The organism is Brevibacterium casei CIP 102111, assembly GCF_900169275.1.
Classification (GTDB): Bacteria; Actinomycetota; Actinomycetes; order Actinomycetales; family Brevibacteriaceae; genus Brevibacterium; species Brevibacterium casei.
In genome coordinates, this window is the sequence record NZ_FXZC01000001.1 from 475,286 (window position 1) to 489,851 (window position 14,566).

The 14,566-nt window shown below is 67.8% G+C and carries 12 protein-coding genes; 8 read left to right on the forward strand and 4 right to left on the reverse strand.

Features of this window, described 5'->3' with window-relative positions:
• The 6 genes from ureB to BC102111_RS02095 are packed head-to-tail and all read left to right on the forward strand — an operon-like array spanning nucleotide 1 to nucleotide 5,580.
• Nucleotides 1–402 (forward strand): urease subunit beta, encoded by a 402-nt coding sequence (gene ureB / locus BC102111_RS02070; protein ID WP_063250860.1) that lies wholly within the window; start codon nucleotides 1–3, stop codon nucleotides 400–402.
• On the forward strand, nucleotides 402–2,105 hold the full coding sequence (locus BC102111_RS02075) for an urease subunit alpha (RefSeq protein ID WP_063250861.1): 1,704 nt from the start codon (nucleotides 402–404) through the stop codon (nucleotides 2,103–2,105). Before ureB ends, BC102111_RS02075 begins: the two co-directional genes overlap by 1 nt.
• A gap of 11 nt (nucleotides 2,106–2,116) precedes the next feature.
• Nucleotides 2,117–2,854, forward strand: coding sequence for an urease accessory UreF family protein (locus BC102111_RS02080; RefSeq protein WP_227007364.1), 738 nt, complete (start codon nucleotides 2,117–2,119; stop codon nucleotides 2,852–2,854).
• On the forward strand, nucleotides 2,847–3,704 hold the full coding sequence (gene ureG / locus BC102111_RS02085; protein ID WP_101623454.1) for an urease accessory protein UreG: 858 nt from the start codon (nucleotides 2,847–2,849) through the stop codon (nucleotides 3,702–3,704). Before BC102111_RS02080 ends, ureG begins: the two co-directional genes overlap by 8 nt.
• Nucleotides 3,701–4,546 (forward strand): urease accessory protein UreD, encoded by an 846-nt coding sequence (locus BC102111_RS02090; protein WP_101623455.1) that lies wholly within the window; start codon nucleotides 3,701–3,703, stop codon nucleotides 4,544–4,546. The genes ureG and BC102111_RS02090 overlap by 4 nt, the downstream gene beginning before the upstream one ends.
• A complete protein-coding gene (locus BC102111_RS02095) occupies nucleotides 4,543–5,580 on the forward strand; it encodes a HoxN/HupN/NixA family nickel/cobalt transporter (protein WP_101623456.1) in 1,038 nt (345 codons plus the stop codon). Before BC102111_RS02090 ends, BC102111_RS02095 begins: the two co-directional genes overlap by 4 nt.
• A 397-nt stretch (nucleotides 5,581–5,977) precedes the next feature.
• Here BC102111_RS02095 and BC102111_RS02100 read toward each other — a convergent pair whose 3' ends face one another.
• On the reverse strand, nucleotides 5,978–7,135 hold the full coding sequence (locus BC102111_RS02100; protein WP_146001382.1) for a hypothetical protein: 1,158 nt from the start codon (nucleotides 7,133–7,135) through the stop codon (nucleotides 5,978–5,980).
• 423 nt (nucleotides 7,136–7,558) lie between these two features.
• Between BC102111_RS02100 and BC102111_RS02105 the strand changes: the two genes are divergently transcribed.
• Both BC102111_RS02105 and BC102111_RS02110 read left to right on the forward strand, forming a co-directional pair.
• A complete protein-coding gene (locus BC102111_RS02105) occupies nucleotides 7,559–8,431 on the forward strand; it encodes a DUF1206 domain-containing protein (protein WP_009381298.1) in 873 nt (290 codons plus the stop codon).
• 104 nt (nucleotides 8,432–8,535) lie between these two features.
• Nucleotides 8,536–9,468: a diacylglycerol/lipid kinase family protein gene (locus BC102111_RS02110; RefSeq protein ID WP_009381297.1), complete on the forward strand. Its 933-nt coding sequence runs from the start codon at nucleotides 8,536–8,538 to the stop codon at nucleotides 9,466–9,468.
• A gap of 132 nt (nucleotides 9,469–9,600) precedes the next feature.
• Here BC102111_RS02110 and BC102111_RS02115 read toward each other — a convergent pair whose 3' ends face one another.
• The 3 genes from BC102111_RS02115 to BC102111_RS02125 all read right to left on the reverse strand — a co-directional run bounded on the left by BC102111_RS02115 (nucleotide 9,601) and on the right by BC102111_RS02125 (nucleotide 14,504).
• Nucleotides 9,601–11,055: a hypothetical protein gene (locus BC102111_RS02115; protein WP_101623458.1), complete on the reverse strand. Its 1,455-nt coding sequence runs from the start codon at nucleotides 11,053–11,055 to the stop codon at nucleotides 9,601–9,603.
• Between the two features lie 211 nt (nucleotides 11,056–11,266).
• A complete protein-coding gene (locus BC102111_RS17685; RefSeq protein WP_009381294.1) occupies nucleotides 11,267–13,153 on the reverse strand; it encodes a hypothetical protein in 1,887 nt (628 codons plus the stop codon).
• A gap of 235 nt (nucleotides 13,154–13,388) precedes the next feature.
• Nucleotides 13,389–14,504: a diacylglycerol/lipid kinase family protein gene (locus tag BC102111_RS02125; protein ID WP_101623459.1), complete on the reverse strand. Its 1,116-nt coding sequence runs from the start codon at nucleotides 14,502–14,504 to the stop codon at nucleotides 13,389–13,391.
• Nucleotides 14,505–14,566 lie beyond the last annotated feature (62 nt).

The following is a 14,566-nucleotide window of genomic DNA, read 5'->3' on the forward strand; positions in this document are numbered from 1 at the left end:
ATGACAGGGACGAGAGACCACGGGCCCGGGGCCGTACGGGTGCGCGAGGGCATCCGCGTGCTCAACCGGCGCAGCGCCCCCGACACCGGCACCGTGACCATCGAGAACACCGGCGACCGGCCCGTGCAGATCGGATCGCACATCCACCTGCCCGACGTCAACGACGCCCTGTCCTTCGATCGCCGAGGCGCGACCGGGTTCCGTCTCGACGTCCCCGCGGGGACGTCGGTGAGGTTCGAACCGGGGGCCTCGCGGACCGTGGCGATCGTCCGCCTCGGCGGGCGCAAGCGTGTCCCCGGCCTGCAGATCCGAGAGGAGGCAGCCGCCGCCGAGGCGGCGCGAAGTGACGAGGGTTCGTCCCCCGACGCGGGGGAATCCGGCGCCGAGGCGGGGGAGGGCTGATGGTCGAGATCTCAGCCCAGCGCTACGCCGCGCTCTTCGGTCCCACGACCGGGGATCAGGTCCGCCTCGGCGACACCGACCTGTGGATCGAGATCGAGGAGGACCGGACCTTCGGCGGGGACGAAGCGGTCTTCGGCGGCGGGAAGTCGATCCGCGAATCGATGCTCCAGGGCACGACGAGCCGGGCCGAGGGCGCGCCGGACACCGTCATCACGAACGTCATCGTCCTCGACTGGTGGGGTGTCATCCGCGCCGACGTCGGGATCCGCGACGGCAGGATCACGGCACTCGGTCGGGCCGGCAACAGCGACATCGCCGACGGCGTCGACCCCGAATTGGAGATCGGCGCCTCGACCGACGTCATCTCCGGCGAGGGCCGCATCCTCACCGCCGGGGGCATCGACTCCCACGTTCACCTCCTCTCGCCCTCGCAGATCCACGAGGCGCTCGCGACCGGCATCACCACCGTCGTCGGGGGCGGTACAGGACCGTCCGAGGGGAGCAAGGCGACGACGGTCACCCCCGGGGCGTGGCACCTGGGCAGGATGCTGCAGGCCCTCGACGCCCTGCCGGTCAACGTGCTGCTGCTCGGCAAGGGGAACACGATCTCGGCGGAAGCGCTCGCCGAACAGGCACTCGGCGGGGCGGCCGGCTACAAGATCCACGAGGACTGGGGTGCCACCCCGGCGGCGATCGACGCGGCCCTGCGCGCCGCCGACACCCACGGACTCCAGGTGGCCCTCCACTCGGATTCGCTCAACGAATCCGGATTCGTCGAATCGACGATCTCCGCGATCGCCGGGCGCAGCATCCACGCCTTCCACGTCGAAGGCGCCGGCGGCGGACACGCCCCGGACATCCTCTCCATCGCGGCACTCGAGAACATCATCCCCGGATCGACCAACCCGACGCTGCCGCACACCGTCAACACCGTCGCCGAGCATCTCGACATGCTCATGGTCTGCCACCACCTCAACCCGAGCGTGCCCGAGGACCTCGCGTTCGCCGAATCCCGGATCCGCGCGACGACGATCGCCGCCGAGGACATCCTCCACGACATGGGCGCCCTGTCGATCACGTCCTCGGACGCGCAGGCGATGGGCCGGATCGGGGAGGTCATCACCCGCACGTGGCAGGTCGCCCACACGATGAAGCACCGTCGGGGCCGCCTCGGCGAATCCCTGCCGGCCGACAACGAACGCGCCCGCCGCTATGTCGCGAAGTACACGATCAATCCGGCCATCGCCCACGGCGTCGATGAGTACATCGGGTCGATCGAAGCGGGGAAGATGGCCGACCTCACCCTGTGGGATCCGCGGTTCTTCGGCGTGCGACCCGACCTCGTCATCAAGGGTGGGACGATCGCGTGGGCGGGCCTCGGCGATCCGAACGCCTCGATCCCGACCCCACAGCCGGTGCTCATGCGCCCGGCCTTCGGCGATGCGATCGGGGCGCAGACCTCGGTGTCGTTCGTCGCTCCCGCGGCGGTCGAGGACGGATTGCGCGAGCGGCTCGGGCTCCGGCGTCGGCTCGTCGCCGTCCGGCCGACACGGGAGATCGGGAAGAAGGACATGCGCAACAACGACGTCCGCCCGGCCATCGACATCGACCCGGACACGTTCGCGATCGCCATCGACGGCGAACTCGTCACCGCGGCACCGGCGACCGCCCTTCCGCTCACCCAGCTCTACCAGATGTTCTGATGGAGGGATCGATGAACGGTGGTTGCGGCGGGACTGCGGTGCCTGGTGCCGCCTCGGCGACCCTCATGATGCTTCTCGCCGACGCCCGCCTGCCGGCCGGTGCCCACGTGAGTTCGAACAGCGTCGAAGCCGGGCTGCGGCAGGACCTCACCCCCGCCGAGGTGCCGGCGTACATGCGCGCCCGAATGCGCACGGTCGTCCGCGTCGAAGCCGGCACCGCCGTCGTCACCCGCCACGCAGTCCGCAGCGCCGCCACCGACGGTCGGCCGGGCCTCTCCGACGAGCACCCCGACCTCGCCCAGGCACTCGAGTCCATCACCGAGGAATGGGCGGCCCGCACCCCCAGTCCCGCACTGCGGGAGATCGCCGAGGTGCTCGGGGCCGGGCTGCGCCGCGTCGCCGTCGTCCTGTGGCCGCAGCTGGCTGGCGTGCTGCCCCGCCGAGGGTGTCCGCGTCCCCTTGTGCTCGGTGCCATCGCCGCCGTCGCCGAGGTGTCGGCGGCCGACCTCGTGCGTATCGTCGCCTACGACGACGCGCAGACCGTCGCCGCTGCGACTCTCAAACTCGAACCGATGGACCCGATCCGGGCCACCGGTTGGGTGCTCGGGGCGTGCACCGCCATCGAGTGCTTCGTCGCCGACCTGGCGACGCTCACCGTCCCGGCAGCGATCCCCGCTGCCGGGGCACCGCTCATCGAGGACTGGGCAGAGGTCCAGTCCGCACTTCCGAGGAGGCTGTTCCGTGCCTGAGTTCCCCACCCCACACCGGTCCCTGCGCCTGGGCGTCGCCGGGCCCGTCGGCACCGGCAAGAGTTCGCTCATCGCGATGATCTGCCGCGCGCTCGCCGCCGAGATCCGCATCGGCGTCATCACCAACGACATCTACACCGACGAGGACGCCCGCCTGCTCCGGGCCGCCGGGGTTCTCGAACCCGAGCGGATCCGCGCGATCGAGACCGGCGCGTGCCCGCACACCGCGATCCGCGATGACGTCACCGCCAACCTCGCCGGTGTCGAGGAGTTGGAAGCCGACTTCGATCCTCTCGACCTCGTCCTCGTCGAATCCGGCGGCGACAACCTCACCGCGACGTTCTCCCCGGCGCTCATCGACGCCCAGATCTTCGTCCTCGACGTCGCCGGGGGCGGTGACGTCGCCCGGAAGGGAGGACCGGGCATCGGTCGCGCCGACCTCCTCGTCGTCAACAAGACCGACCTCGCCCCCTACGTCGGTGTCGATGTCGAGCAGATGGTCTCCGACGCCGAGGCGGCACGGGAGGGAGCGCCGGTCCTCGGGCTCTCGCGTCTCGACGAGGAATCCGTGGCACGCCTGCGCACGTGGCTGCTCGACCTGCTCGAGAAGCATCGGGCCGGTGCCCATGAACCGCAGGATCCGGGCCCGATGGCCCCGCACTTCCACGCCGATGAGGACGGCGGATACATCCACTCCCACGACGACGCTGAAGCGGAGCACAACCACGCATACGCGGACGACGAGCACGAGCATGCACACAGTCACGCCGAGGCATCCGGGACGGGGACGGCCTCACCGGAGTCCCGGTCGGAGCAGCCCGAGCCTGCGGTCGCGGACGCCCGGGGATGACCCTCATCGCAGTCGAGCAGGTCGCCGGCCGCGACCTGCCTCAGCTGCGTCTCACGCCGGGTCTCATGCAGCCGCGGCTCGTCTCCCGCGCGGCAGGTGGGCGCGCGCATGTCGCGATCGTCGCCGGGGGAGCGGCCCTGCTCGGCGGAGACGCCGTGTCCATCGGGATCCGGGTCGGTCCTGGCTGCAGCCTCCTCGTCGAGGACGTCGGCGGCACCGTCGCCTACCCCTGCCGTGATGCCGACTCCCGGTGGGACGTCGACATCGACGTCGCCGAGGGTGCCAGCCTCGTCTGGGAGACGTTTCCGTTCGTCGTCGCCTCGGGAGCGCGCGTGCGACGCTCGACCCAGGTGCGCTTCGGGGCCGCCGCCACGGTGTGCCTGCGCGAGACGCTCGTGCTCGGGCGATCGGGTGAGGACGGCGGGGCGATCACCAGCACCACCGATGTCCGAGACACGACCGGTGCACCGTACTTCGTCGAGGAGCTCGCCATCGACGGGAGCTCGCCGGAACCGGGAGTGATGGGAACTGCCTCGGTGCTCGACACCGCGATGCTCTTCGGCCGGCGCAGCGACACGGAGGCACGCGGCAACACGGACGGGCACGGTCGAATCCTCCACCTCGCGCGTCCTGGAGCGATCGCGCGAGCAAGCGGGACGCACACCCACGACGCGCACGTCGACGCCGTGTGGAAGGCGTGGACGAAAGCGACCACGAACGGTGACGACTCGACCGTCTCCAGGCGCAGAGTTCCACAGATGACACCAGCCCAGCACACCGACCCAGCGATGACAGACGACACCAGTCCAGTGAAGACAAGGGAAAGAGGGACGGAGCGATGAGCACGACAGCAGAGAAGAGCACCTCGGCGAGCAGGACGGATGAGGCAGCAGCCGACAGAGGATCGCGCCGAGCCCGAGTCCCCGCCCTTGTCGTCGCGGCGCTCGCGGTCACGGGAATCGGGCTCGTGCTCGCCTCGACGAGCGAGATCGGTCCTGCGGCGGCGTGGGGTCTGGCGGCGACTGCCGTGCTCCTCGGTGCCAGGCACGCCTTCGACGCCGACCATATCGCCATCATCGACAACGTCACCCGCCGGCTTGCGGTCGCCGACCACACGAGACTCCGCGGCGGTGCAATCGGATTCTGGTTCGCTCTCGGCCACTCGAGCGTCGTCATCGTCACCGCCGCCTTCGTCACCGCCGGGGCCGCTGCCGTCCGCAGCCTCGTCGAGAGCGAGGATTCGGGGGTGCGGGAGGTCCTCGGCATGTGGGGACTGACATTCGCGACCTGCGTCGTCGGCATCTTCGGGATCGTCAACCTCATCGCGTTCGTCCGTCTCCTGCGCCGCCGCCCAGGGGACGCGGCAGCGGAAGGGGCAGCCGCCTCGGCGAGTCGGGGTCCGATCTCCATGATCTTCTCCCGCCTCATCGACACCGTCGACCGTCCGACGCGCATGTATCCGGTCGGGTTGCTCTTCGGCCTCGGATTCGACACGGCGGCGACGATCGGGCTGATGATCGCGGCAGGGACCACGGCGGCGAGCACCTCACCCCTGCTCGCGCTGTCCCTGCCCCTGCTCTTCGCCGCGGGCATGGCCGCCTGCGACACCGGCGACAGCGTGATGATGGCGCGCCTCTACCGGTGGGCGGCCGGGGACGGCGGGCGGTTCCGGAGGTACAACCTCATCGTCACCGGACTCTCGGTGCTCATCGCCGGGGTCGTCGTCATCGCCGGCATCGCCGAGGTGGGGGCGGAAACGGCAACGTTCGCCTTGCCAACGCTCAACACCGAGTACCTCGGGTTCGTCGCCACCGGAGTCTTCGCCCTCATCGCCGTCGTCGCGCTCGTCGTCGCCCGCAGGCGCACAGACGGGTGACCGGAGCGGACCGGGACCGGAACCGAGGTGCTCTGCGACGACTTCCGAGCCCGGAGCGTGTGAGCGCAGGTGTCCTCCGCGCCGCCGGGCGTCCAGTGGCGTCGCTTCAAGCCGAGTCCGCGCGCTGCCCACCTGATTGAGTCGGTTTTCGCCCGAGGAGTCTGTTCCTGAACCGACCGATCGGGCGAGAACCGACTCATTTGCGCCTCCGGCGGGCTTGAGCGGCTTTCTCACGTCGTCCTCGCAGACGACAAGAGGCGTTCCGTCCGAGACCCTGAGGGAATCGGACTGAACGCCTCTGTCTGTGTCAGCAGCTCAACCGTTCGATCACCGGATCGGCCTGGCTAAGGGTGGCCGGTCCGTCTGAGATCGGCTGAGCTGACGATCTCTGCTCGGCTCAGATGTCCGAGGGGGAGAGGGCGGCCGACCGGCGACGCTTCGTCATGGTGACGACTGCGCCACCGACGAGGAGGAGGGCAGCGCCGGCTGCGAGGCCGCCGAGCTCCATACCGGTGCGGGGGAGGTCTCCACCTCCGGTGCCGTTGCCATTGCCGCCATCGTCGTTGCCGCCGGCGCCGCCACCGGCGTTGGGGTCGGCCTCGACGGAGAACTTGCCGGTGAGCTTGTCGTCGCCGCACGTGACGGTGACGCTGTAGTCGCCGGTGTAGGCGTTCGGGTTCGACTTCGAGGTGCCGTAGACGGTGACGTCGGCCTTGCCCTCGTCGTCGGCCTTAACGGTCCGGTCGAACGCAGTGACGTTCGTGTTGCCCTCGGGGTTGACGAGGAAGCGGACGTCCTCACCGGGCTCGCAGTTCTCGACGGCGAGCTTGACGCCCTTCTTCTCGTTGACGAAGTCCTGCGGAGTGACCGACTCCGGGGAGACGATGAGCTTGGCCTCGGCCACCGGCGTCGTCGGATCCTCGGTCGGATCGTCGGTGGCGTCCTCGGTGACGGTGAACTGGTGGGGATCGGTCGCCTCGCCGGTCTCATCGTCGGTGAATACGACGGCGTACTTGCCGGGCTTCACCGATTCGGGCGCGACGAGGGTGCCCGTGATCTTGCCGTTCTCGTCAGCCTTGAGCGGCTCGTCGGCCTGCGTGCCGGACTGGGCCTTCGCCTGGTTTGGCAGCTGACCGCCGGAGATCGTCACGGTTCCGCCGGGGGTGAAGCCCTCGCCGGAGAACTTGAGACCGTCGGTGCTGATCTCGGCGACCGAGATCGTGTCGGTCGCGAGCGTGACCTTGGGATCGACGACCGGTGCGGTCGGCTCTTCGGTCTCATCCTCGACGACGGTGAACGAGGCGGCGATGTCCTGGGTCTCTTCGCCGCGCTTGACCGTGACGGTGAAGTCGACAGTACCGGTCGGAATCTTGGAGGCGTCCTTTGCCGCGCTGAAGATGTTGTACGACATGGTGTCGCCCTTGGCCTCGCCCGCGTCTCCCGTGAGCGAATCCGAGACCTTGTCACCGGCTTCGAGGCCGGTCACCGTGACGACAACGCCCTTGTCCTCGTTGTTGAGGTCGGTCTGCGAGATCTCCTGCGGTGACACGGACACCTGCGCCGCAAGCTTCTGGGCGTCGGCGCCGCTGTCGGCAGGCTGTCCGCCGTCAGAGGGGGCCTAAACTCCGGTGCGAGCGAACGCGTCGCCTCCACTCGGAGCGGCGATGACCGGGGATGCGGCGAGGCCGGTGATGGCGAGGGCCACCACAGGCGCGAGCGCGAGCTTCTTCATTGTGTTCCTTCGGGGACGAGGGGGTGGAGCGATTCCGAAAGTAACAGTAATGAAACATTCACGACGCACATAGTTTAGAACGTTTTGGTCAGCCCTTTTCGAGCAATCCCGCTTCGGCAAGGAGCCCGACCCCGGCGCGACCCGTCTTCCGCGACCCGTCTACCGCGACCCGTCTTCTGAGACTGCAACACGCCTTATGAGACAACAGCCCTTGACTCCGAGGCCGTCGGTGTTTAACTGAGTGCTATGACTGGAGACTCAACGATCAAGAAGGCCGCTGACAAGGCCGATGATGCGGCGACCAGCGCCGCGGACAGCAAGTGGTTCGAACGCGCGGCCCGAGTCGGCTTCGTCGCCAACGGACTCGTCCACATCATCCTCGGAGCCACCTCGGTGGGACTGGCGCTGGGGCGCGGGGGAGAGGCCGAGCAGTCCGGCGCGATGCAGCAGATGGCCGCCCAGCCGTTCGGCATGGTTCTGCTGTGGCTGTGCATGCTCGGCTGTGCGCTGTTGGCACTGTGGAACCTCATCAACGCCTTCTTCGGCACCGCGTCGCTGCGCGGCCATGGCTCGAGCGACCCGCGGGACAAGGACGGCCGGAGCAACTGGAAGGAGTTCGTCCTCGCGATCGCCCAGGGCATCGCGTACGCGGCAGTGGCCGTGCTGTTCGGAAAGTTCGCCTTCGGACAGGGTTCGGACTCCGGGCAGTCCTCGTCGCAGGCGAGCTCGACGCTTGCGCAGGCGCCGGGCGGCATCCTCCTGCTCATCCTCATCGGTGCCGTCATCGCCATCATCGGCATCGTCTTCTGCGTCAACGGCATCCGTCGGAAGTGGAAGGACGACGTCCGCCCGCCGAGGTCGCGCGGCGTCGGCAAGCTGCTGACGGTGACCGGCGTGGTCGGCTACCTCGGCAAGGGCGCGACCCTGCTCGCGGTCGGCATCCTCGTCATCGTCTCCGGCGTGGCCGGAGACCCGGAGAAGTCGACCGGTGTCGACGGGGCTCTCAAGGCGATGCGCGATCAGCCCTTCGGCAGCATCCTGCTGCTGTGTGTGGGCGTCGGGCTCGTCCTCTACGGCGTCTTCCTCTTCCTTCGCGCGCGATATGACAAGATGGATTGAGCCGTCGGCGATTCCGAGAGCGGGACTGACCATGTCCTGCCCTCGGTCACCGCACGCCCGCACGATACGACCTGCAACGCACCGCTGAGAGGGAAGGTTCTGGAATGGCTGGAAGACGGATCGGCATCGTTTGGAATCCCGCGAAGACTGAGAAGGACGACCTGGTGGCGGCGTTGCCGGACGATCCAGACCTCTCGGTCTCCTGGTACGAGACTGAGGAGGACGACCCCGGCAAGTCAGCGGCGGAGCAGGCCATCGCCGATGGCGCCGAGGTGGTCATCGCCGCCGGCGGCGACGGCACCGTCCGTGCAGTGGCCGGCCACCTCGCCGAGACCGGGGCGAACGTCGACCTCGGCATCGTGCCGCTGGGCACCGGCAACCTGCTCGCCCGCAATCTCGAGGTGCCGCTCAACGATCTGGAAGCCGCGATGGACCGGGCGATCACGGGCACCCCGCAGAGCATCGACATGGGCTGGGTCGAGATCACCCTCCCCGACGGCAACGAGCACCAGCCCTTCGTCGTCATGGCCGGCTTCGGCATTGACGCCCACATGATCACCGAGACCAACGACGACCTCAAGGACAAGGCGGGCTGGCTCGCCTACGTCGAGTCGCTCGGCCGCGCCGTCTCTGCCAGCGACGTCATGGAGATCAAGCTCTCCCGCCCGGGCGAGCAGATCGACGACGAGTCGGCACACACCCTCATCGTCGGCAACTGCGGCACCCTCCAGGGAGGCATCACCCTGCTGCCCGACGCGGATCCCGCCGACGGCGAGCTCGACGTCCTCGTCCTCAAGGCCGACGGGGTCACCGGCTGGCTCGACACGATGAAGAACATGGTCTGGGACAACGGTCTGCGCCGGATGATGTCGAAGGACGACTCCGCCCAGAGCAGCGACACCGCGATCCATCAGCGCGTGACCTCGCTGACCATCGAACTTGAGAAGCCCCGGGTCGTCGAGGTCGACGGCGACGAGCTCGGCGAGACGGAGAGGATCGAGGTGAGCATCGCCCCGTCCGCCCTGCGGGTGCGCTGAGCAACCGCACCCCCGCCGAGGCGATCGTCCCTTGAGCCGGTCCCGGCCTCGCCGAGGCGGTGGCTCCGATCCCGGATGTGACTGTGGCCCCGACAGAAGTCGGGGCCACAGTCGTGTGTCGGAGTGGAGCGATCAGAGCTCGGTCGGAGCCTGTCCGGCCTTCGCCCGACGCATGGTCATCGCCACGGCGACGCCGCCGACGAGGAGGAGCGCGAGTCCGCCGGTGAGCCCACCGAAGTCGGCGCCCGTGCGCGGCAGCTGGCTTCCGCTGTCGTTCCCGGTTCCCGTGGTCCCGCCGGCGTTCGCGCCGGAGGTCACGGAGAACTCACCCGTGAGCGTGTCATCGCCGCAGGTCGCCGTCACCGAGTAGTCGCCCACGTAGGCCTGGGTCCGCGAGGAGGTGCCGAAGACGTTCACCGAGGCGGTGCCGGTCTCATCGGCGGTGAGTGTCTGGTCGAACGCGGTGACGTCCGAATTGCCCTTGGGGGTGACGACGAAGCGGACGTCGGATCCCGGTGTGCAGTCGCTGACGGTCAGGGTCACGCCTTTGTCCTTGTTCGCGAAGTCGCTCGCGTCGATCGTCTTCGGGGACACGGTCAGGGAGGCCTGAGCCTGATCGGCGGTGAGCGTGAACTCAGCCATGGAGAACTGCAGTTCACCGTCGGCGAAGAGGAAGTACTCGCCAGGTGCGATGTCATTCGTTTCGGTCGCCCGGATGACGCCGGAGACGACGCCGTCCTGCGAGACCTCGACGCTGTCATCGATGTAGATGATCTCGTCGGTCCCGTTCTTCGCGGCGACGGCAAACACCGTCTCGCCCGGGATGAACCCCTTACCCGAGTAGGCGATGCCCTTCCTCTTGAACTCCGAGACGCTCATCGAATCGGTGGCCAGCGAGAGCTCGCCTTCCTGGAATTCCTCGTAGTCCTCCTCGGTGATCGTGAAGCGTCCCGGGAACTCCTGCGGCTCCTGATCCGCACGCTCGACGGTGACGGCGAAGTCGACGACCTGTGCTTCAACGATCTCCTCGGCATCATCGAAGTACTCGAATTCGACCGTGGAGCCCTTGGCCGTCTTCGTCTCGCCGGTGAGCGAATTCGTCACGACGTCGTCCTTCTCGAGCCCGGAGACGGTGATGGTGACTCCGTCCTCCCAGAAGTCGAAGATGTCGACGGTGCTCGGGTCGACCGTGACGGTGGCCTCGATCGGCGCCGAGGCGGGAGCGGTCTCCTCTTCGGCCTCGTCCGTCGTTGCATCGGCGGCAGGGGTCTCGTCCTCTGCCGGTGACGGTGCGTCCGGGGTCTCGGTTGCCGGGGCGTCATCGCCCGAGCTCGATCCCTCCGAGGGAGTCGGGTCCTCTGCCGGAGCGGGTTCGGCCGGAGCGGGGTCATCGGTGGACGCTGCATCGTCAGCTGCCGCGGCGTCGTCAGTCGCCTCGGCGGTCTCAGGGTTCTCAGCGGCCACGCCCGCTGCGGCGGGAGCGGAGTAGGCGCTGTCTGCGGCGGCGGTGTCGGCGAGAGCAGGCGTCGCGCCGAGTCCGGCGATCGCCAGGGCGAGCGCGGGGATGAGCGCAAGTTTCTTGGGCATGGAAGGAGGCGGTCCTCTCAGGGGATTGTCAGACAACTACAGAAGCATATCCGGGCGGATAAGCCGTTTCTGTCACGGACTGATCACGTTTTCCGGACATGCGAGAGGGCCGGGAGTTCGATCGAACTCCCGGCCCTTGTGTCGCGTCCGCCGTTCCGGTGCAGGCTGGCTTCCCTCAGGCTCTGCCTGTCCCGTCCGGTGGATCAGTGCTTCAGATGTACGACGGAGAGAAGTCGCCCTTCTTCCGGCGCATCGTGATCGTCACCGCGGCACCGCCGACGAGCAGGAGGAGTGCGCCTGCGGCGAGGCCGTCGAGTTCGACACCCGTGCGGGGCAGGTAGCTTCCGCTGCCGCTGCCGCCGTCGTTGCCCCCGGCACCGCTGCCGTTGTCACCGCCGCCGTCGCCTCCGCCGGCGTTGGACCCGGCCGTGACCTTGAACGATCCCTTGAGCGAGTCATCGCCGCAGGTCGCCGTGACCGAGTAGGAGCCGACATACGCCGAGGCGTTCGATGAGGTTCCGAAGACCCGGACCCAGGCCTTGCCGTCCTTGTCGGCTTTGACCGTTCGGTCGTAGGCGGTCACTCGCGAGTTGCCATCGGCGGTGACCATGAACCGGACATCCGAGCCGGGCTTGCAGTCCTTGACCGAGAGCTTGACGCCCTTCTTCTCGTTGATGAAGTCAGCGGCCTCGATCGACTTCGGAGTGATCGTCAGGGACGCCTCGGCGGGAGCTTCGGTCTTGTCGTCGATGACGGTGATCTCGCCCTTGAGCTCCTGCGACTCGGTGCCTTCGCGGTCGATCGTCACGGTGAAGGGAACCTTGCCCGGCTCGAGATTGTCGGGGTTGCCCTTGTAGTAGAGCGTGAAGGTGTAGTCGCCGTCCTCGGTCGCGGTCTTCGTCTCGCCGGTGAGGGAGTCGGTGATCTGGTCGCCTTCCTTGACGCCGGAGACGGTGACCTTGACGCCCTTGTCCCTGTTTGCGAGGTCCTCGGCCGTGATCTCCTTGGGGTCGACCGTGAGGGACGCGTCGATCGGGTCGACGGCGTCGTCATCGACCACGGTGATCTCGCCCTTGAGTTCCTTCGACTCGGTGCCTTCGCGCTCGATCGTCACGGTGAACGGGACTGTGCCCGGATCGAGATTGTCCGGGTTGCCCTTGTAGTAGATCGTGAAGGTGTAGTCGCCGTCCTTGGTCGCGGTCTTCGGCTTTTCGGTCAGGTCGTCGGTGATCGTGTCGCCTTCCTTGACCCCGGAGACGGTGACCTTGACGCCCTTCTCCTCGTTCGCGAGGTCCTCGGCGGTGATCTCCTTGGGGTCGACCGTGAGGGTTGCTTCGATCGGCTCGACTGGTTGGTCATCGACGGCCTTGACGTTGACCGTGCCCGAAAGCGTCTCAATCCCGGCGGCGCCCTGGTAGTCGATCGTGAATGGAAGCGGGCCGTCCTCGAGGTCTTCGGCGTTGCCGTCGTAGAAGAGATTCAGCGTCGCGGTCGAGCCTGCGGCTTCGACGGAGTCACCGGCGAGCCCGTTGAGCGGGGTGAGGAGATCACCGGTCTCGAGGCCTGTGACCGTGACGGTGACGCCCTTGGAGGGGTCAGCAAGATCCTCGGCTGCGATCTCGCCCTGGGGGACGACGAGCACAGGATCGGCCTGCTGTTCGGGCGCCTCTTCGGTGGGATCGTCAGTGGGTTCCTCCGAGGGCTCGGTCGAGGGCGACGGTGAGGAAGACGGCGTCGGCGCAGGCGGAGGAGTGGTCTCCTTCTTCGCCGGTTCAGGAGCCGACTTCTTCGCGTCGTCCTTCTCCTCCGCGGCCTCCTTGGCCTTCTTCTCCTCGGCAGCCTTCTCGTCCGCCTTCTTCTTGGCAGCCGCCTTGGCGTCGGCCTTCTTCTTGGCCTCGGCCTTCTCTTCGGCTTCCTTCTTCTCCGCGGCCTTCTTGGCGGCGGCTTCCTTCTCGGCCTTCTCCTTCTCCGCCTTCTCCTGCTCAGCGGCCTTGGCTTCAGCCGACTGAGTCGAAGGGGTTTCGGCGGCGGCGACCGGTGCGGCGACGAGTCCGGTGAACGCGAGGGCGACAGCCGGCGCGAGGATGATCTTCTTCATTGGAGTGCCTTCTATCTATATGTGAGGGGGTGCACATCTGGAAGTCATCCTAGGTACAGGGAATTATCAGAACTATTTTTGTAACTTTTGTTCGAGTGGCATTCCGGTAACACTTTGGTGAATGCCGTCACATGTTCGCGACCATCCCGTGACCTACCGGCGGGTAGTGTCGACCCACAGGTGACGCGCCGCCGGCAACGCCCGCCGACCCGCCTCACTTCTCGGTCGGCCCGCCTCACACGGGCCAGACTTCGGCCCTGATCTCCTTGCGCTGATCGGTCGTCGGCACCTTGACGGTGATCGCCGACGGCAGGATCCCCATCGCGAGGTACTTCGTCGTGCCCGCGGGGTCCCCGTCGAGCTGGACCTCGAGTTCGTCACGGGATTCGATGACGACGTTGTGGCACTTGCGGATGTCGGTGTGCAGGCCGTTGCGGGTCTTGCGGCCGATGATCGAGGCGGCGACACCCACCCATTGGCCGAGGTTCTTCGGGCTGACGACGAGGACGTCGAGGAGGCCGTCGTCGATGACCGCCTCGGGCAGCAGCTGGATCCCGCCCTGGAGCTTGCCGCAGTTGCCGCCGATGACGGACCGCACCCGTGCCGAGACCCGATAGTCGTCGTCATAGGTGATCTTGACATGGCTCGGGCGCCCCACCAGCGTGCGCGAACCGGCTTCGAGGTACGCAAGCCAGCCGAGCCTGCTCTTCGCGTTCGCGGTGGTCTTGGCCATCACCTCGGCGTCGAAGCCGAGCCCGGTCATGACCATGAACACGTGACGGTCCCCGCCCCTGCTGATCTGCGCCACCCCGACGTCGACGTCGCGGTTGCGGCCCCACAGGGCGATCCGGATCGCCCATTCGGGTTTGTCGAGCACGAGGTCGAGGTTGCGGGCGAGGAGATTCCCCGTGCCCATCGGGATGATCCCCATGGGTGTCGCCGTTCCGGTGAGCGCCGAGGCGACCGCGCGGATCGTGCCGTCCCCGCCGGCGGCGATGACGACGTCGACCCCGGCTTCGAGGGCCTCGTTGGCGGCCCCTTCTCCGGCGTCCTCGAGGGTGGTCTCGAAGATGAGCGGGGGAGCCCACCCCTCGAACCGGCAGATCGCCTTCGCCGTCGCCGCGATGTTCTTCGCATTGGCCTTCGTCGGATTGATGACGAGGGCTGCCCGGTAGCGGTCTGCCGGCACTTCCTCCATGCCGGCAGGGGCATGGTTGTTCGAGAAGCGATGAAGGCGGCGCAGGACCCGGCGTCCGCCGTTGCGGGCGCCGAGGAGATAGGCGGCGACGACGGTGACGAGGAACCCTGGGATGAGCAGCCACAGGATGGCGGGGTCCAGGTCAAGGGTCATGGCACAAATTTACTCCGGTGCACCTGAGTGGAGGCCGAACGGTCGAAATGTCGAAATGACTG

Excerpts from the sequence above, each read along its gene's own strand:
- ureB (WP_063250860.1), top strand. The coding sequence starts at position 1 with ATGACAGGGACGAGAGACCACGGGCCCGGGGCCGTACGGGTGCGCGAG.
- BC102111_RS02075 (WP_063250861.1), top strand. The coding sequence starts at position 402 with ATGGTCGAGATCTCAGCCCAGCGCTACGCCGCGCTCTTCGGTCCCACG.
- BC102111_RS02080 (WP_227007364.1), top strand. The coding sequence starts at position 2,117 with ATGAACGGTGGTTGCGGCGGGACTGCGGTGCCTGGTGCCGCCTCGGCG.
- BC102111_RS02090 (WP_101623455.1), top strand. The coding sequence starts at position 3,701 with ATGACCCTCATCGCAGTCGAGCAGGTCGCCGGCCGCGACCTGCCTCAG.
- BC102111_RS02095 (WP_101623456.1), top strand. The coding sequence starts at position 4,543 with ATGAGCACGACAGCAGAGAAGAGCACCTCGGCGAGCAGGACGGATGAG.
- BC102111_RS02105 (WP_009381298.1), top strand. The coding sequence starts at position 7,559 with ATGACTGGAGACTCAACGATCAAGAAGGCCGCTGACAAGGCCGATGAT.
- BC102111_RS02110 (WP_009381297.1), top strand. The coding sequence starts at position 8,536 with ATGGCTGGAAGACGGATCGGCATCGTTTGGAATCCCGCGAAGACTGAG.
- BC102111_RS02115 (WP_101623458.1), bottom strand. The coding sequence starts at position 11,055 with ATGCCCAAGAAACTTGCGCTCATCCCCGCGCTCGCCCTGGCGATCGCC.
- BC102111_RS17685 (WP_009381294.1), bottom strand. The coding sequence starts at position 13,153 with ATGAAGAAGATCATCCTCGCGCCGGCTGTCGCCCTCGCGTTCACCGGA.
- BC102111_RS02125 (WP_101623459.1), bottom strand. The coding sequence starts at position 14,504 with ATGACCCTTGACCTGGACCCCGCCATCCTGTGGCTGCTCATCCCAGGG.